14 protein-coding genes are annotated in these 18,160 nt (G+C 53.8%); 11 read left to right on the top strand and 3 right to left on the bottom strand.

All coding sequences use genetic code 11. From position 1 onward, the window contains the following. Positions 1-52 precede the first annotated feature (52 nt). The 3 genes from J2Z70_RS28645 (at position 53) to J2Z70_RS28635 (ending at position 5,390) form a co-directional block, all read left to right on the top strand. Positions 53-1,264: an MFS transporter gene (locus J2Z70_RS28645; protein ID WP_209878755.1), complete on the top strand. Its 1,212-nt coding sequence runs from the start codon at positions 53-55 to the stop codon at positions 1,262-1,264. Positions 1,265-1,503: 239 nt separating this feature from the next. Then, positions 1,504-3,666: a Tex family protein gene (locus J2Z70_RS28640; protein ID WP_209878832.1), complete on the top strand. Its 2,163-nt coding sequence runs from the start codon at positions 1,504-1,506 to the stop codon at positions 3,664-3,666. Positions 3,667-4,475: 809 nt separating this feature from the next. Then, on the top strand, positions 4,476-5,390 hold the full coding sequence (locus J2Z70_RS28635) for a GNAT family N-acetyltransferase (RefSeq protein WP_245368591.1): 915 nt from the start codon (positions 4,476-4,478) through the stop codon (positions 5,388-5,390). A gap of 178 nt (positions 5,391-5,568) precedes the next feature. On the opposite strand, the gene J2Z70_RS28630 is transcribed toward J2Z70_RS28635, so the two are convergent. Beyond that, positions 5,569-6,540, bottom strand: a complete 972-nt coding sequence (locus tag J2Z70_RS28630; RefSeq protein WP_209878753.1) for an S-layer homology domain-containing protein — start codon at positions 6,538-6,540, stop codon at positions 5,569-5,571. Between the two features lie 407 nt (positions 6,541-6,947). On the opposite strand from J2Z70_RS28630, the gene J2Z70_RS28625 reads away from it, so the two are divergent. The 4 genes from J2Z70_RS28625 to J2Z70_RS28610 are packed head-to-tail and all read left to right on the top strand — an operon-like array spanning position 6,948 to position 11,496. Continuing rightward, on the top strand, positions 6,948-8,582 hold the full coding sequence (locus J2Z70_RS28625; RefSeq protein ID WP_209878751.1) for a type 2 periplasmic-binding domain-containing protein: 1,635 nt from the start codon (positions 6,948-6,950) through the stop codon (positions 8,580-8,582). A 28-nt stretch (positions 8,583-8,610) separates the two neighbouring features. Next, on the top strand, positions 8,611-9,564 hold the full coding sequence (locus J2Z70_RS28620; RefSeq protein WP_209878748.1) for an ABC transporter permease: 954 nt from the start codon (positions 8,611-8,613) through the stop codon (positions 9,562-9,564). A gap of 12 nt (positions 9,565-9,576) precedes the next feature. Further along, entirely contained in the window at positions 9,577-10,506 is a 930-nt protein-coding gene (locus J2Z70_RS28615) for a carbohydrate ABC transporter permease (protein WP_051477850.1), read from the top strand. Between the two features lie 54 nt (positions 10,507-10,560). After that, on the top strand, positions 10,561-11,496 hold the full coding sequence (locus tag J2Z70_RS28610) for a helix-turn-helix domain-containing protein (protein WP_209878746.1): 936 nt from the start codon (positions 10,561-10,563) through the stop codon (positions 11,494-11,496). 165 nt (positions 11,497-11,661) lie between these two features. On the opposite strand, the gene J2Z70_RS28605 is transcribed toward J2Z70_RS28610, so the two are convergent. Next, a complete protein-coding gene (locus tag J2Z70_RS28605) occupies positions 11,662-12,657 on the bottom strand; it encodes an S-layer homology domain-containing protein (protein ID WP_209878744.1) in 996 nt (331 codons plus the stop codon). A 77-nt stretch (positions 12,658-12,734) separates the two neighbouring features. Next, positions 12,735-13,574: an aldo/keto reductase gene (locus tag J2Z70_RS28600; RefSeq protein WP_209878742.1), complete on the bottom strand. Its 840-nt coding sequence runs from the start codon at positions 13,572-13,574 to the stop codon at positions 12,735-12,737. A 744-nt stretch (positions 13,575-14,318) separates the two neighbouring features. On the opposite strand from J2Z70_RS28600, the gene J2Z70_RS28595 reads away from it, so the two are divergent. From J2Z70_RS28595 to J2Z70_RS28580, 4 genes are all read left to right on the top strand, one after another. Next, positions 14,319-14,918, top strand: coding sequence for a winged helix-turn-helix domain-containing protein (locus J2Z70_RS28595; protein WP_209878740.1), 600 nt, complete (start codon positions 14,319-14,321; stop codon positions 14,916-14,918). Positions 14,919-15,091: 173 nt separating this feature from the next. After that, entirely contained in the window at positions 15,092-15,547 is a 456-nt protein-coding gene (locus tag J2Z70_RS28590) for an SRPBCC family protein (protein ID WP_209878738.1), read from the top strand. Positions 15,548-15,564: 17 nt separating this feature from the next. Beyond that, positions 15,565-16,878, top strand: a complete 1,314-nt coding sequence (locus tag J2Z70_RS28585; RefSeq protein ID WP_209878736.1) for a beta-ketoacyl-[acyl-carrier-protein] synthase family protein — start codon at positions 15,565-15,567, stop codon at positions 16,876-16,878. Further along, positions 16,875-18,122: a beta-ketoacyl-[acyl-carrier-protein] synthase family protein gene (locus J2Z70_RS28580; protein WP_209878734.1), complete on the top strand. Its 1,248-nt coding sequence runs from the start codon at positions 16,875-16,877 to the stop codon at positions 18,120-18,122. Before J2Z70_RS28585 ends, J2Z70_RS28580 begins: the two co-directional genes overlap by 4 nt. Positions 18,123-18,160: the final 38 nt, after the last annotated feature.

Genomic DNA, 18,160 nt, shown 5'->3' with positions numbered 1-18,160 from the left:
GAATTGCAACTAGAGCATATAGCAAGGCTCTGGATATACGGAGGGAAACACCATGTCATTACTGTTAAAAAACCGGGGAGCGATGCTGCTCCTGATGTTGAATATCTTTTTGGCGTTCACGGGGATTGGTCTGGTTGTCCCTATTATGCCTACCTATATGAACGAGCTGGGCATTGGCGGGAGTGTGGTCGGACTGCTGGTGGCAGCCTTCTCGCTGACGCAGCTGCTGGTCTCGCCCTTCGCCGGAAGACTGTCGGATAAGATGGGCCGCAAAAAAATCATTGTTGGCGGGCTGGCCGTATTCGCCTTCTCGGAGCTTCTGTTCGGTCTGGCCAATGCCTCCTGGGTGCTGTTCGTATCCAGAATGCTTGGCGGTATCGGTGCCGCGATGATTATGCCTGCGGTTATGGCTTATGTGGCAGATACTACCTCCTCAGAGGAGCGGGCCCAAGGCATGGGCTTCATCAACGCAGCCATTACCACCGGCTTCATCATCGGTCCGGGAATCGGCGGCTATCTTGCGGAGCTTGGCATCCGCGTCCCCTTCTTCGTCGCTGCGGGTGCAGCCGCCATTGTTGCGGTTATCACCCTGTTAGTCCTGCCGGAATCGCGTTCAGCGGAGCTGCGGGAAGAAGCGAGAATGATGAAAGGCAATAAGGATAGTCTAATCATGCAGCTCATGCGCTCGTATCGTGAGCCTTATTTTTTCGGATTAATTATTGTATTCGTGCTGTCCTTCGGACTGGCCAATTATGAGACGGTATTCGGACTGTTCGTAGATCATAAATTCGCGTTCACTCCTAAGGATATTGCGTTTGTTCTGACCTTCGGCTCCATTGCCGGGGCGGTGGTGCAGATTACCGCCTTCAGCTGGATTCTGAACAAATTCGGGGAGAGCCGGGTCATTTCCGCCTGTCTGCTGATCGCGGGCCTGTCGATTCTCCTGACCCTGTTCGTGCATGGCTTCGTGGCGATTGTTTCTGTGACCTTTGTGGTTTTTCTGGCTATGGATATTCTTCGCCCGGCGGTCGGCACCCAGCTCTCCAAGATGGCAGATGATTCGCAGCAGGGCCTGGTAATGGGAATGAATTCCGCGTATACGAGTCTTGGCAATATTGCCGGCCCGATTGTGGCGGGGGTCCTGTTCGACCTGGATATCAATTTCCCTTATGCGGTGGCTGCGCTGGTCTTGTTCATCAGCTTCATGTTGTCGGTTGGCTATGCCCGGCGGAGAAGAAGCAAGCAGGTTACTGCGGTGCGCTAGTATCCGGGGCATGAATAGAATAAGGGACTTATGATTGCGGCTGCGCTATCCCGGTGGGGACGGTGCAGCCGCTTCTTCTTGTGTAAGGGACAAACTTTGGTCCTGCGGCAAACTGTGATAGTATTTCAGTAGAGAGTTATGAACTCAGACTGTGTATAGAAAGAGGGATCTACTTGAGCGTTGATACGAATCAGGCGGCGAAGGCGGCGGAAGATGCCGCTGCCCGTCAGGAGCAGGAACTGATACTTGCAGCTATCGCGAAGGAGCTGGGCATCAGTCTGAAGCAGGTAAGAACTACGGTGGGGCTGCTAGATGAGGGCAACACCATTCCGTTCATCGCCAGATACCGCAAGGAAATGACCGGGGAGCTGGACGAGAATGTCCTCCGCGATGTCGAAGAACGGCTCGGATATCTGCGTAACCTCGGTGACCGCAAGAAGGATGTAATCCGCAGCATCGAGGAGCAGGGCAAGCTAACTCCTGAGCTGCAGGCGAGCATCATGAAGGCGGTGAAGCTGCAGGAAGTGGAGGATCTGTACCGTCCGTTCAAGCAGAAGCGCAAGACACGGGCCAGTGTCGCCAAGGAACGGGGACTTGAACCGCTGGCGGATTGGGTGATGGAGCAGAGACGCCAAGGGGTTCCGCTGGAAGAGGCTGCGAAGTATATCAATGCGGACCAAGGTGTGGAGAGTGCTGAGCTGGCGCTGCAAGGGGCGATGGACATCATTGCCGAGAATATTGCCGATGACCCGGCCATCCGTTCCTGGGTGCGCCAGTATACAGCGAGTCAGGGGATTCTGGTCTCCGAAGCCAAGGATGCCCAGCAGGAAAGTGTGTACGAGAATTATTATGCGTACCGGGAGCCTGTGCACCGGATGCCACCGCACCGTATTCTCGCGATCAACCGCGGGGAGCGGGAGAATATCCTCAAGGTCGGCATCGAGGTGGTGCCGGACAAGATTCATGCTTTCATCATCCGCAAGCTGGTGAAGGGGCCTTCACCGGTCAAGGAGCTGCTGGAAGCGGTGACCGAGGATGCCTACAAGCGGCTGATTGCCCCTTCCGTTGAGCGCGAGGTGCGCGGGGAGATGACAGAGAAGGGGGAGACGCAGGCGATCTCCATCTTCTCGGGCAATCTGCGCAGCCTGCTGCTGCAGCCTCCGGTGAAGGGACGCCATGTTCTGGGCGTCGACCCGGCCTACCGTACCGGCTGCAAGCTGGCCGTAGTGGACGATACCGGCAAGCTGCTGGAGGTAGCGGTCACGTATCCGACGCCGCCGAACAACAAGAAGCGTGAGGCGGCGGCCAAGTTCAAGGAGCTGATCGCCAAATATGGCATCCAGCTCATCGTGATCGGCAACGGCACTGGCTCGCGGGAGACGGAGCAGTTCACGGCCGAGGTCATTGCCGAGGTCGGCGATCCTGATCTGGCCTACCTGATCGTTAACGAGGCAGGGGCCAGTGTGTATTCGGCCTCCAAGCTGGCGCAGGAGGAGTTCCCGGATCTGGATGTGGCGGAGCGCAGCGCCGCCTCCATCGCCCGCCGCGTGCAGGACCCGCTTGCGGAGCTGGTCAAGATTGATCCGAAGGCCATCGGTGTCGGGCAGTACCAGCACGATGTATCGCAGAAGCATCTGGAAGAGAGCCTGAGGGGCGTCGTGGAGTCGGCGGTTAACCATGTCGGCGTCGACGTGAATACCGCTTCGGCCTCGCTGCTCTCCTATGTGGCAGGAGTGAATACGACGATTGCCAAGAATATTGTGAAGTTCCGCGAGGAGAACGGCAAGTTCACTACGCGCAAGGCACTGCAGAAGGTGCCGCGCCTGGGCGCGAAATCCTACGAGCAGTGCATCGGGTTCCTGCGTATCCCCGGAGGGGACAATACGCTGGACCGCACGCCGATCCACCCGGAATCCTACGCGGTGGTCGACAAGTTGTTCCGCGAGCTGGGGCTGGATGTGAAGCAGCTCGGCAGCAAGGAGGTTGCAGAGCAGCTAAGTGCTCAGGATGCGGAGGAGCTAGCGGTGAAGCTTGCGGTGGGCGTGCCTACGCTGCGCGACATCCTGGAGAGTCTTCAGCGCCCGGGCCGCGACCCGCGTGAGGAGCTGCCGCTGCCCATCTTCCGCAAGGATGTGCTGAAGATGGAAGACCTGCTGCCCGGCATGGAGATGCAGGGCACGGTGCGCAACGTAATCGACTTCGGTGCCTTCGTCGACATCGGGATCAAGAACGACGGGCTGGTCCATATCTCCCAGCTTAGCGGCAGCTATGTGAAGCATCCGATGGACGTGGTCTCCGTCGGCGACAATGTCACCGTATGGGTACTCGGCGTGGATGTGAAGAAGGGCCGCGTCAGCCTGACGATGCGCCAGCCGCGCGAGGCGGCGGGCAGCGGGGAGTAGAAGTAGAGGACGTTACGGACTCAGAGGACCTTATTTCGCTGAAATCGGCGTTGTGCTGATCGTTTGCGGACTCAGGAGCCGTTAAGTCAGGCTTCGGAGCCTGTAAATAGGCCTGACAGCCTCCTTAGCGTCTTCTGAGTCCGTTTAGGGTGATGAAAGAGGCATTTTATTGCAAATAACGGCCTCCTGGTCCGCAAAGAACCGGAGAATGCAAATAAGCTGTGCTTTCCTTCAACAGGATTGCACAGTTTTTTATTGTATAGGAAACTATAGTATCCTGCTGCTGTGGAAAAGGTGAGTGTAAATTGCTTGAAATCGTATACAATTGGCTGGTACAGCGGCATATGGACCGAATGTATATGAAAAATAGTAATGTGTTTGCACGCAGGCCACGGCCTGAATGTATGTGAAAAACAGCATACATTTTGCTCGCAAGCAGGCACACGACCCGAATGTATGTGGAAAACAGCATACATTGTGCTCACATGCAGGCGCATGGTCCGAATGTATGCGGAAAACAGCATACATTTGCTGGCGCGCAGGCTTGTGGCCCGAATGTATGTGAAAAACAGCATACATTGTGCTCGCAAGTAGGCACACGGCCCGAATGTATGCGAAAAACAGCATACATCTGCTGGCGCGCAGGTAATCTCATTCACCCGTAAGGGTGATTTTGTTCTAGGATGGGTCTTATGAATTTGAGCTGGAGATTCAGTTCGCCAGTATAAAACAACTATAGTTATTCAAGAACGGAAGCCCCCTGCCAGGTGGTGTTATGATGGACAGAAACAGAAGGTGGAGGATGGTAATTGAGTAACAGAGTGATCCGGCAATTTGAAGAGAGGGATATGGCGGCGCTTGGCGCGATGTACGGGCAGGTGTCGGTGCAGGAGGATGTGCTGTTCTGGTGGGTGGGGGATGCGGACAATTGGGAGAATGTCTTCTGCGCTTTTGAAGAGGAACAGATGGTGGCCAAAGGCCAGCTGCAGCTCTTTAATGTGGTGCCACCGGGACGGGCAGCGGAGAGTAAACACAAGATTTTCGTGAATCTGAAGACATGGCCCGGACGGGAAAAGGATCTGGAGCTGCGTGACAGCGTCTACGCCCTTCTGCTGGAACGGGCCCAGGTGCTGAAGCGTACGCTGTCCCCGGAATATGGAACCCTCCTGTGCACAGGCAATTATGCGCCGGAGGAGAGCTGCCATGCTTATTTCGCAGAGCATCTTGGTTACCTGCCGGATAGCTGCTTGTATACGCTCCAGCGCGACCTTCGTGAACCCGTCCATGCGGTAGAGCTGGAGGAAGGCCTTGAATTGACCAATGCGCCTATGGATTCGCCGGAGCAGCGGGCGGCTTACCTGGATCTGGAGGCGGAGATCTGGCCGGAGACCCCGCTCGGAATGGAGCGTCTGCTGGAATATCAGGAGCATCCGCTCTGGACATGGATGGTTGTGCGGGATGCAGGCCGGGTGGCGGGCAGTCTGATGGTCTGGCAGGAAGAGGAGCTTGGCATCATTGAAGATGTATTTGTCTGCAAGCCCTGGAGAAGAAGGGGCATTGCCAAGGCGCTGCTGAATCATGCGTTAATGTATCTTCAGGAGAAGGGTCTGGAGCAGGCGCAGCTGGTCGCACTGACCACGAATGATTCCGCGCTGTCTCTGTACCGGTCAGCCGGGTTCCAGACCGGGCGTCAGGAGATCCGGTACTATAAGGAGTTGGACTAAGCGCTAACCAGCCAGCCGCAGGCCGCGCTAACCAGCCGATCCAGAGTGTGAGATCTTCAGTCCGCAACGGGTGGACTTACTGGTTCATGGATATTGTAAAATCAAGCATCACAAAGAGCGCACCGGCCGGGTATCCGGCGGTGCGCTCTTTGTGATGCATCTAGTTAGGTGGAGGCTGTTACTTTGTCACTCTGGAAGCAGCCGAGGTTGCCGAGCCTGGTGTAGCTTGGGCTACTGCGGTATAGCCTTCCGGTAGATAGGTGACGGCGGTGCCTGCCGAGATGACCTGCGGGTTCATGGAACCGGGCTTCGGTGAGGTGACCTTGAAGTAGATCACTGCGGTTTTGTCAGCACCGAACTCAATCCGTTCAATGACCAGGCCATACCCCGGGTTCGGCAGATTGGATACAGTCACCGTAGCTTTGTTCACACCAGCGGCGGCTTTGTCCAGCGTAACGGCGGCATCGTATGTGGTGGACGGGGCCGAAATGTTCTCATCCATCATAATCACTTCCTTCACGAATTTGGCGGCATCGTAGACCAGGACGGCAGCTTCTGCACGGGTAACCGCCTCATTCGGACGGAAGGTGTTATTCTTCTCCAGCGTGACCAGTCCGGTGTTGATCAGAATCTGCAGGCTGTTCATCTCCGCAGGGGATAGCTTGCCGCCGTCTGTAATGTTGGCATACATCTCCGTATAGGCGAAGTCCCCTTTGTTCTGAAGCGCCTGAAGCAGCAATTGTGCGAACTGTACCCGTGTCATCACAGCATTAGGGTCAACCGAGCGCTCCAGCGACAAGCCGCTTTCTTTGGCCTTCAGGAATGCGGAGGCATACCAGGCGGTATTTTTTACGTTGTCAAAATAATCGCTGGCCTTCTTGCCAGAGGGTTGCTGCGGAGCAAGCTTCAGGCCGCTCACCATGAACTGCACGCCTTGCGCATACGTAAGGCTGGACTTCGGCGCGAACTTGTCGCTGGTCACTCCGTTAAGGATGCCCTCCTGATGAAGGGCATTGATTTTGGCTTCGGCCGCATGGCCCTTCAGATCTGAGAAAGCGGAAGCCGGTGCCCCGATAGCTAAGGTTGCCGCCAGAATGCTACAGGCCAGCGAGATTTTGGCCGTGCGCATCCGGGTTAATGTATTCTTCAATGTACATCACCTCGTATCCTCTTAGATGGGATTTAGGAGCAAAAGGTTGCAGCCCGTCACTCCATAGATGGAATTATTATTCTCTAACCTCGCAGCACTGATTCTCCACACTCGAAAAAAATTCATCATGTGTCAATTTTCACCTACCGAAAGTCGAATCTTCGCCTGAATTCAGCTACTTTTGCAGCCAAAAAGGTCAATATACGATGATTAAAAGGTAATATACGGTGAGACAGGGTGCGGAAGAAAAATTATAATAATGATAACGCTTTCGTGAATAATGCGAAGCAGGAATAGCTTGTATTACCTGAGTGTTTTGTGACCTAATAGTTCCGAGTCTCCCGGCTAACAGAGCTTCGCTCTTAAGCATAGATCATTTATGAATTCCTACTAAGGGGGTAAGTCAAATGAGAAAAAAGAGTATTCTTGCCTTGATGCTGGCAGGCGCTTTGGCAGGACTATCACTCACAGGCTGCAGCAGTAAGGGGAACAGCCCGGATGCGGGGAACGACGGCAGCAACACGCCGGAGGGGAAGACGAAACTGAAGGCGATTATTGTGAAGCATTCACTAACCAAAGATGTCACGCAAATGAAATGGCTCGCTGAAATAGAAGAGAAGGCGAATGTCGAAATTGAATGGCAGCAAATCTCTGCGGACTGGGATCAGAAGAAAAGTGCCCTGTTTGCCAGCGGTGAAATTCCGGATTTGCTGTTCAATGCGACCTCTAACTCCGATTTTGTACAATTCAACGGGTTGTTCGAGGATCTGGGCCCGCTGATTGAGAAGGACGCTCCTAATATTCAAAAGATGTTCAGCGAGCACCCGGAATTGAAAACGCTTGCTACTCAAATTGACGGGAAGCTCTACGGCACTCCGCGTTATAAAGGGATCTGGCCCGGCTCCACCGCCTCAATGTTCATTAACAAAACCTGGCTCGACAATCTCGGCCTTCAGGTGCCTACGACTTGGGATGAGCTAGAGACTGTGCTGCTTGCCTTCCGCGAGGGAGACCCGAATCAGAACGGGGACAAGACGGATGAGATTCCGATGGACTTCAACCCGATCGGCTGGGATTTCACACCGAAGCTGCTGCTGGGCAGCCTTGGGCTGCCTCTGTCCAACGGGGCGAGCGACGGCTACTTCACCGAAGGGGCGCAGGTTAAGAATTTCTATGTAGATGAGCGGTTCAAGACACTCATGCAATTCCTGCAGAAGCTGTACAGCCAGAACCTGATCAGTAAGGAAGTGGTCACGCAGGATTACTCCAAATACCAGTCCGTTGCCCGCGGGAATGGAACTACAGCCAAGGTCGGATTCACCTGGGGCTGGGAGACGGGAGACCGCTTCGGCAATGAGCTGAAGGATCAATATGTTACCCTGCCGCAGCTGAAGCAGCATGCAGACTCTACGAATGAGCTGTACTGGAGCAATGACTACTACTACCAGAATTACGGCTCCAATGCGGTGTCGGTCAGTGCCCGCTCCAAGAACAAGGAAGCCGCGATGCGGTTCATTGATGCTTTTTATGAGCCGGAGGTTAGTCTGCAGGTCCTGTTCGGCGGGATGAATGACACAGATAAGGGAATCAAGGATAACGGGGACGGCACGTATGCGATTCTTCCTCCGGCGGATGCATCCCTCGACCCGGGCTCGTGGAAATGGACGAATTCGTTCGCGGATAATGGTCCGATGTACATTGCCGATGCGCTGAAGGACAAGGTGACGCTTGGCTCGGATATGCAGAATGTGCTGAAGGAGAAGGCTGTCTATGATGAGCTGTTGAATAAGGCGGACGAGAAGAGCAATGTCTACCCGCAGAACTTCATGAAGTACAGCACGGAGGACACCAACACCCTGGCAATGAATCAGGCGAACGTCAATAATATCACGGATCAAAAGTGGGCCAACTGGCTGACCACCAAGGTTGATATTGAGAAGGAGTGGGCTGCGTATGTCGCCTCCGTCAATAGCTCCGGCCTGGAGCAGAACCTGCAAATCCGCCAAAAGGCTTATGACGAATACCTCTCGACCTTGAAATAGTGGACTTGAATGGAAGGGGCGCTCCTAAATGAAACCAGCACAGACCACGGTGCCGCATCAGACGCTGCGCGAGAACGGGTGGCTTCGTAAGCAGGCCGGGCATTACCAGCTATGGCTGATGGTGCTTCCTGCGGTCATTTACATCGCCATTTTCTGTTATGGTCCGATGTATGGTATCCAGCTTGCTTTTCGTGAATTTGATTTCAGTAAAGGACTGACGGGCGGGGAATGGGCCGGGTTCAAATATTTCGAGCAGTATTTCAACAGCCCGATGTTCTGGCCTACGCTGCGAAATACGTTTATCATTGCGTTTTTCTCCATCCTGCTAGGCTTCCCGATGCCGATTCTGCTGGCGCTGGTGGTTAACTCGATCCGCAGCAACAGACGCAAGCGTATCCTGCAGACTACGGTGTATATGCCTTACTTCATTTCTACCGTTGTTCTGGTTGCGTTGCTGCAGATTATGCTGTCTCCTACCACCGGACTGATCGACGGCTTCCTGAAGGCCTTGCACCTGATCCCTGCGGATACGAATCTCATAGGTGACCCGGGCGCCTTCGTTCCGGTGTATGTCATCTCTGCCATCTGGCAGGCCTGCGGCTGGAACAGCATTATCTTCATCGCCGCCCTGTCCTCGGTGGATGCGCAGCAGTATGACGCCGCCCGGATTGACGGGGCTAACCGCTGGCAGACCGTCTGGCACGTGGAGCTTCCGGCCATCCTGCCGACGATTATTATTTTATTGATTATGAATATGGGCAGCATACTCAGTGTAGGCTTCGAGAAGACTTTTCTTATGCAAAATAGTCTTAACAAGCCCGTCTCGGAGGTCATCTCCACGTATGTCTTCAATGTGGGCGTGAAATCCAACCAGTTCAGCTTCGGTTCAGCGGTCGGACTATTCAATACCCTGATCAATTTCACGTTCCTGATGCTGGCGAATGCCCTGGCCAAAAAAACTTCAAAAATCAGTCTGATGTAGGGAGGAAATGGGATGTCAAACAGTCAAGCCGCTCATTCGCAAAAGATACAGCATTCGGGCGGTATCGCAGACAGGCTGTATACGCTGGTGGTTGCGGTTATAAGCATCGCAGCGTTCATCATGGTCGCGTACCCGCTGTATTTCATCATCATAGCTTCCGTCAGCAACTCCACCATGGTGAACCAGGGACAGGTTATTCTATGGCCTAAGGACATTAACCTGTACGGCTATGAGCAGATATTCAAGGACACCCGGATCTGGCAGGGGTATAAAAATACGATTATCTACACGGTGCTGGGCACGCTGCTCAATCTGCTGGTCACGCTACCTGCGGCGTATGCCTTGTCCCAGCGGAAATTCCGGGCACGCAGGTTCATTATGCCGCTGTTTGTGATCACGATGTATTTTGGCGGGGGCATGATTCCTACCTATCTGCTTATCCGTGACCTGAATCTGCTGAATACACCTTGGGTAATGATCGTGAACGGCGCCATTAGTGTATACAATCTGATTATTACAAGAACCTTCTTCGAGACTTCTATACCGGAGGAGCTGCACGAAGCGGCTACCCTGGATGGCTGCTCGCACTTCCGCTACTTCATCTCGGTGGTGGTTCCGCTGTCCAAGGCGGTGATCTCCGTCATCACGCTCTATTATATGGTGGGTCACTGGAACGACTTCTTCAACGCCTTGCTCTATATCAACACGGATAGCTTACAGCCGCTGCAGATCGTCCTGCGCAATATTCTATTATCCAATCAGGCGTTCGCGGGCGGAGCCGGATCAGGTGCCGGGGCCGGTGCGGGCAGCTATGCCCAGCAGTTCGCGGATCAGATCAAATATGCGGTCATTATCGTATCGACGGTGCCGGTGCTGATTATCTATCCGTTTATCCAGAAGTACTTCGAGAAGGGCGTAATGATCGGTGCGGTGAAGGGCTGAGCGTATAGCTGACGCTGCGTGCAGCATCCAGTGGGCCGGGAGGAGGGAACCTCAGTGAAAAAAAGTCTTGAACTGCTCGATTCCATCGGCGAACCCGTATCTCAGGATATGAAGGAAAAGCTTATGCATGGCAGCAGACAATTCCGCATGAGTGTGCATGTAACCAAGCTATCCTCGCTCAATAATCTGGTGCTGTATTCCCACTGGCATGAAGAGCTGGAGCTGCTGTTCATGATCAAGGGCACGGCCAAATTCCATGTGGGGCAGGAGAAATTGGTCGTCCAGAGCGGAGAGGCGGTTTTCATTCAGCCCAATATGCTGCATTCGGCGATCCGGGTGGATCAGGAGGAGATTATTTTCTGCGCGGTGCTGGTGCATTTCAATTTCCTTTCCAGCCTGGAGAGAGACCAGATTCAGCAGCAGTTTGTTTCCCCGCTTTTCCTCGACAACCGGCGTTATCCGCTGCTGATCGGGCGGGAGCTGGAGGAGAAGCTGCGGCTGATTCCACTGCTGGAGGAGGTGCGGGATCTCTATCAGCAAGAAGCGCATGGCTATGAGATGCTGATTAAGGCCAGGCTGTTCGAGGTACTGTACCGGCTGGAAAAGTGTGCGGCTGAGCATCCGCGGGCAGGACTGCCCGGGCAGTCCCGGGGCGGCAACAGCTCCATGCTGGCCAAAAAAACGCTGGCCTACGTCCAGCAGAACTACAGTAAGCGGATCACGCTCTCCGATATGGCGCAGCAGGTCAACATGAGCCCGTCTTACTTTTGCCGGTTCATGAAGAAGCAGTTCGACCTGTCCCCGATGGACTTCCTGAACGAATACCGGATCTCGGAGGCGGTCAGCCTGCTGGAGACCACGGATAAGAAGATCATGGAGATCTCCGGCATGACCGGCTTCAGCAATGTGAACCGGTTCACGGAGATGTTCAAGAAAACCTACGGCTGCCGCCCGATGGATTACCGGAACCGGCTGCGGCAGAGTAAGTAATAAAGCAAGAAGATGCTGTGCCCAACCCTAAGAGAATGTCAGATAAATTTTCTTTCAAAAACAGAAAGCAGCGATTTTTCCAATAACGGAAGAATCGCTGCTTTTGTAACGTTTAAAGTTCTTGAGAAATTTATCTACCTACAGATAGAGAATAGATATAGAAGCTTACTTCGCTGGAGCCGACGGCTCAAGCCAGCGCGAACCCATTACAGGCTCAGCCGTTGCAGTGTAGCCTGCGGGCAGGTATGTGGATACCGAGCCTTTGGTGATCACTTGCGGATACATTTTATCCGGGTCAGGCAGGGTTACCTTGAAGTAGATTACCGCCTTAGTGGCGCTGGTGAACTCGATACGCTCTACCGCGAGACCGTAGCCGGGGTTCGGCAGATTGTCAACGGTGATGGTGGCTTTGTTAACGCCTTCAGCGACTTTGTCCAGGACTACATCAGAGACGTAATTGTTAGCCGGAACCGGCTCCGGCTCAGAAGGCTCATTGCCCGGATTGTTCGGCGTAATCACCCGGTCGGCGAATTCAGCGGCATCATGGATCATGACCGCAGCTTCAGCGCGGGTAATCGCATCGGACGGACGGAATTTTCCGTTATCCAGTGTGAGCACCTTCGTGTTCAGCAGCACCTGCAGGCTGTAATTAACCTCTGGAGTAAGTTTATCGCCATCCTCGATCATGAAGAACATCTTGGTCACCGGGAAATTGCCCTTGCTCTGCAAGGCTTGGGTCAATAAATGGGCGAATTCTGCACGGGTCATCGGTGCATTCGGGTTGATATCCTTTGCCAGTGTCAGGCCGCTCTGCTTCGCAAGGGCGAAGGAGGAGGCGTACCAGGCATTATCTTTTACATTGTCAAAGAGCTGGCTGGCCTTAGTATTGCTATCGGTACCGGCTTTCGGTGCAAGCGCCAATCCTTTTACCAGGAACTGTACGGCTTGCGCATTCGTCACTTTGGCATTGGGAGCAAACAGGTCGTTCGTAATTCCGTTAATTACACCAGCGCTATGCAGTGTATTGATCTTGGTTTCGGCTGAATTTCCCTTGAGGTCCGAAAAGGCAAATGCGGACGCTCCGAAGGATAAGCTGGCAGCCAGGATTCCGCACGCGATGCTCATTTTTTTTGCGTGCTTCGTTAGATTAGTTGGTTTCATTGTGCATCACCTCTATATACTCAGATGGTTCTTTACGGCGAAAGGTTGCAGTTGTCCGGAAAATAATACGAAAAAACTTAGGACAACGGGGTAAACCGGGTGGTCCACAGGTAAAATTTATTTTGCGGATCGGTAAATCCTCTTTTATTCTGATCCAGGGCTGCGATTCTCTTCATCTCTTCGTCCGACAAGGAGAAATCAAACAGCTCCAGATTCTGTTTCAGCCTTGCAGGAGTAACGGACTTCGGAATTACAGCGATATCCCGCTCAAGGTTCCATCTCAGGATGACTTGCGCCGCAGTTTTATCATATTTGGCTGCCATTTCGGTGAGTACAGGGTGGGCAAGCATCTCCGAGTTACCGTGTCCAAAAGGGCTCCACGCGACATGCTGGATACCGTGCCCCCTCATATAATCATGAAGCGACCCTTGCTGGAGCAGCGGGTTCGTCTGAATTTGATTCACTGCGGGGACAATCGTCCCCTGCTTCATGACCTTGTCCAGATGCTCCGGCTCAAAATTGGATACCCCGATCGCCCGGATCTTGCCCTCCTTGTATAAAGACTCCAGGATGTGCCAGCTTTCCAGATAGTGCTTGGCGGGCCAGTGGATCAGGTAGAGGTCAACATAATCCGTTTGGAGTTTTTGAAGACTGGCTTCAAAGGCTTTACGGGTCTTTCGCCCCAGGTCTGTGCTCCATACTTTAGTCGTAATAAAGAGCTCGCTTCGAGGTACACCTGATTTCTGAATAGCCCTGGCTATCAGCTCCTCATTTCGGTAAGCTGCCGCCGTATCCAGATGCCGGTACCCGTTCTGAAGCGCCCATACTAGAGCGTCTTCATTATTGTCTTTGATGTTATACACACCCAGACCCACCTTCGGCATCTGGACTCCGTTATTCAAAACGAAATGTTCCATTTCGCATCTTCCTTTCCTTTTGAGTTCGTATAACCAGCCCTCTTGGTCAACGATTATAGCATAAGAAGGCAACGAATCATCATTGGGAAAGAAAATCGAGACGCATTATGTTTAAGTGTATTCTATACAACTAAATCGTCCAATGTAGCGCCTAATTTCCGTTTAGTTGTAAAACATACATTTAAAATACCCTCTGCGCCGGGATTCCGCTGATATCTGCAGATTTAGTTGTACCAAATACAGTTAGAAGAGGAAATCCTTCCTTTACACGGTATTTAAGTGTACAGAATACAACTATCCCAGAGTGTACGCGTTCAAAATCTGTGTAAGAAGCACTTAAGCAATTTAAACAAAAAGCAAAAAGAAGGGGAGGGGAAATTTGGAACTGGAGGAGCGGCAGCGGCCGGAAGTCCAAATGTTCACCGCAGCGACGACCATGCTTCGTGTTCAACTCCGAAGTGCGTCTTATCTGATAAGAGTAAATTGAACGCAAGCAATGCCAAACTTTTAACTTGTTCATTTTTTGAATAAGAAGCTATGATATTTTTCCTTTTATATCCCAAAAAATACTATATTATAGAAAATGTAATCTTTGTGAAACCGGTAGTATTTGAGAAGAATGGGATTGGAGAGAAGTTCATGCGTGTTGCGCTGGTGTGTTGTGCAGATTCCACAGAGCCTTGTGAGGATTGCAGGTTTAAAATGGTTCATTCTTTTTTTGCACAGGAGTACGGTTGTAAGGTATTGCATTTCAAGGAGCTGGAGGCGCTGGTCGATATTGTGAAGGAAGGCCTACAGCTGGATGGTGTAGTGATCAGCACCCCTGATTTCAACCCGGACTTCATTCACACGATGCAGTACCTGCAACAGATGCTTACGCTGAGAATATTCTTCATTGTAGAGGAGATCAGCGCGCAGGGTACCCCTGTCCCTTTTCCTTCCAATCATATGTACATCAGCAGCTTCGAGCGCTACGGCTTCCAGGAGGAATTGTTCAGCCGGTTGCGCTGCTGGTTCGACGAAGGACTGGACCCTCATACACACCACACCAGACAAATCAAGGATATCGCCCTTCATCTGCACTCCAAATCCCTGAAGGTCGGAGAATTCGTCATTGAGCTTACCTGTAAAGAGTTCGAACTCCTGGAGCTGCTGCTGGAATGCCAAGGCCAGTATATCCCCACCGAGCAGATTCTGCACCAGCTGTGGGACAGGTATACATCCCCTGAGATTGTGAGGCAGTACGTATACAAGCTGAGGCACAAAATCGAGATCATCTCCGGACGCAGCGACATCATCCTGTTTCGCCGGGGGATCGGATATTCGGTGAACCCATTGATCTGACAGAGTTCTGTCAGGTCTTTTTTTGTGCCCGGGAAACACATAGATTGTACTCTTCCGTCTCCTCCCATAAATCAACAATAACTGTAAATTAACGCAAGCTTAACAGCCGGGTTATGTCCCCTTCCGGGCTTAGGCGTTACGATGTCATTAATACGAATGGGGAGGCATATGGAGTGGCAACGATTCAGAACAGTATCTGGATTCAAGCAGACCGGATCACCGTATTTGAGCGGACGAATGATATTGCGCACTGGACAGATTTATTCACGGAATATAAGGAAACGCGGGTGCTGGAGCAAGGGGAGGCCTACATCCGGTTTGAGCTGACGACACATCCTGAGGGGAACCGGCCTTCGCGCACGTGGGAATCTGAACGCTGGCTGGACCGGCCGAACTTCCGGATTACGGCCAGACGCCTGGCGCCGCTGCTGCCGTTCAAGCATATGAATCTCGAATGGCTCTATGAGGAGCAGGACGAAGGGACGTATATGACCTGGATTCAGGAATTCGAGGTAGATCCGGCAAGCGGGCTGACCGGGGAGCAGGTAGAAGCGCATCTGAACCGCACGACCAAGGAGCAGATGACGGCGATCAAGCACAATATCGAGAAGCAAACGGTTCGGAGCTGAGGGCTTATATGGAGAATGTGACAAGAAAAAGAGTCGTGATCACTGGCATGGGGCTGCTTACCCCGCTGGGGAATACGCTGGAGCAGTTCTGGAGGAACAGCCTGCAGGGCAAGGTGGGATATGACCGCTTGCAGGTCTATGAGCATATGGCGTTGAAAAGCCGCGTTACCGGCACAATACCGCTGTTCGAGCATTTGGGCCGGACGGCTGATGAAGCGCAGCGGGCAGGCATGGGGCGGCCGGGTATTCTGGCGGTCAACGCCGCGATAAGGGCGGTTGCCGATGCGGGGCTTGTGTTCACGAAGGAGCTGCGGGAGCGTTCCGGGGTCTGCATCGCCAATGCAATTGCCGATACTCCGTTCTCGGAGCAGACCTTCCTGCGGATGACGGAGGGCGGGCAGGGGCCGATTGATCATGGACTCTGTCAGGAGGATTTGTACCGCAAAGGCATGTTCTCTTATATTGCCTTCGAAGTGGCGCATGAGTTCGGGCTTCAGGGAGAGGCACTGGTCATGTCCACAGGCTGCACGGGCGGCATTGATGCTGTCGGATATGGCTATGAGTCGATTATAGCCGGGGAACATGACGTCATGATCTGCGGCGCAGCGGAAGCACCGGTCAGCTCCATGACCATCTCCTCCTTCGATGCCATCGGTGCGTTGACCTCCAGGTTCAACGATGACCCGCAGCGGGCTTCGAGACCTTTTGAGAAGAACCGCAGCGGCTTCGTTCTCAGCGAGGGGTGTGCCGTCGTGGTGCTGGAGGAGCTGGAGCATGCGCTCCGGCGGCAGGCGCCGATCTATGGCGAGGTGACCGGATTCGCCAGTACGAATAACGCTTTTCATATGACCGATCTGCCACAGGATGGGGATGCGCTCAGTCTGACGATGAACGAGGCGCTGGGCAACGCGGGCCTGACAGCGGAGGACATTCAATATATCAACGCACATGGCAGCTCGACTCCGCAGAATGATGCTTTTGAGACCGCGGCTTATAAAAGAACGTTCGGAGAGCTCGCCTACTCCATCCCGATCAGCTCCACGAAATCCATGGTAGGTCATCCGCTCTCGGCAGCGAGTGCCATTGAAATTGTGCATTGCCTGCTGGCCTTGAACGAGGGCTATATCCCGCCAACCGCCAATCTGGACGAGCCGGACCCTGCCTGTGATCTGAATTATGTGCCGAAGCAAGCGATCCAGCGCGACCTGTACCATATTCTGACCAATGCCAGCGGATTCTCCGGGATTCACTCCGCGATGATTCTGGCAGCGAACGAATACAGTAATCGGGCAGGCAAGCTTCAGACTGAACAATGGATGTGCAGCCTATGAAGAATACAGTATTCGTAACCGGAGTAGGGATGGTGGGGCCGTGCGGAAATAGTGCCGGGGCCTTCTGGGAAGGACTTCTGAGCGGCCGTAATTATATGACTCCGCTCCAGCTTGAGGGTACGACTGGTACCGCGCCTCCCTTCGCCGGACAAGTCCGCGGGATGGAGCCGGAGCAGATCATATCGAAGCGTCTGCTCAAGAAATGCTCCCGCTTCTCTGTCATGTCGATTCTGGCTGCAAAGGATGCCATGGATGATGCGCATTGGGAGCTTGATCAGATGAGCCGCGAGCGGATCGGCATCTTCGTCGGCAACAACTCGGGCGGCTGGGAGAGTGCACGGAATGGCCTGCGTGTCCTCCATACCGAAGGGGCGCCCTTCATTGACCCAAATCTGGCCAGCAACTGGTTCCCTGCGGCGGCACAAGGGCATATGTCCCTGGCCTTCGACATCAAGGGCTACAGCAAGACGGTAATCGCCGACCGGAGCAGCGGGCTGCTCGCCATTGCCTATGCGGCCAGAGCCATCCGCAACGGGATTATCGATGCGGCGATCGTTGGCGGAGCCGAGACGCCGCTCGATCCGTGGGCGCTCTCCTTCTATAACACGGAGGGACTGCTGAATCTGAGTGCGGACCGCCCGCAGACGGCATACCGGCCGTTCGTGGAGGGGCGCAGCGGGCTGGCCCTGGCTGAAGGAGCCGCGTTCCTGTGCCTCGAATCGGAGCGCAGCCTCCAGAAGCGCGAGGCGTCCCGCCGGGTGCGGGCGAGCATCCAGGGCTTCGGCTTCACGAATGACGGCCAAGCCGCCGCTCCGCCTGAGGAGAGTATAGCGCAGTGTGCCAGAGCGATCCGGCTGGCAATCGGGCATTCGGAGACGCAGCCGGAGCGGATCGGCTATCTGTCGCTGGATGGGGCCGCCTCCGCCCGCGAAGACGGAATTGAATGCTCGGCCATTCAGGAGGTGTTCGGCAGTAGTACAGAAGCCAAGTGGGCGGGCTGCCCCAAGACCGTCTTCGGCAACACGATTGGAGCGGCAGGGGCGTTCGATGTGGCACTGAGCGTGCTGGCTATGAATCACGGGGAGCTGCCCGGCCTTCCGTATCTGGCAGAATCTGTTCAGGACAATGGCTTGAACTTCGTGCCGGGGATCAGCCGCCGGACCGCTGTGGAGTCTTCGCTGATTCTGTCCAGAGGGAGGGGGGGTGTCTCTTCGGCACTGGTTGTGAACGCTGAAGGCTTGTGAAGGATGAACATTAAGGCACATTAACTTAACCGGGAGGG

Origin of the sequence: Paenibacillus silagei, assembly GCF_017874735.1 — a bacterium.
Lineage (GTDB): Bacteria > Bacillota > Bacilli > Paenibacillales > Paenibacillaceae > Paenibacillus_AQ > Paenibacillus_AQ silagei.
Note: the sequence above shows the minus strand (reverse complement) of the source record. Positions and strands in the feature narration are given on the sequence as shown.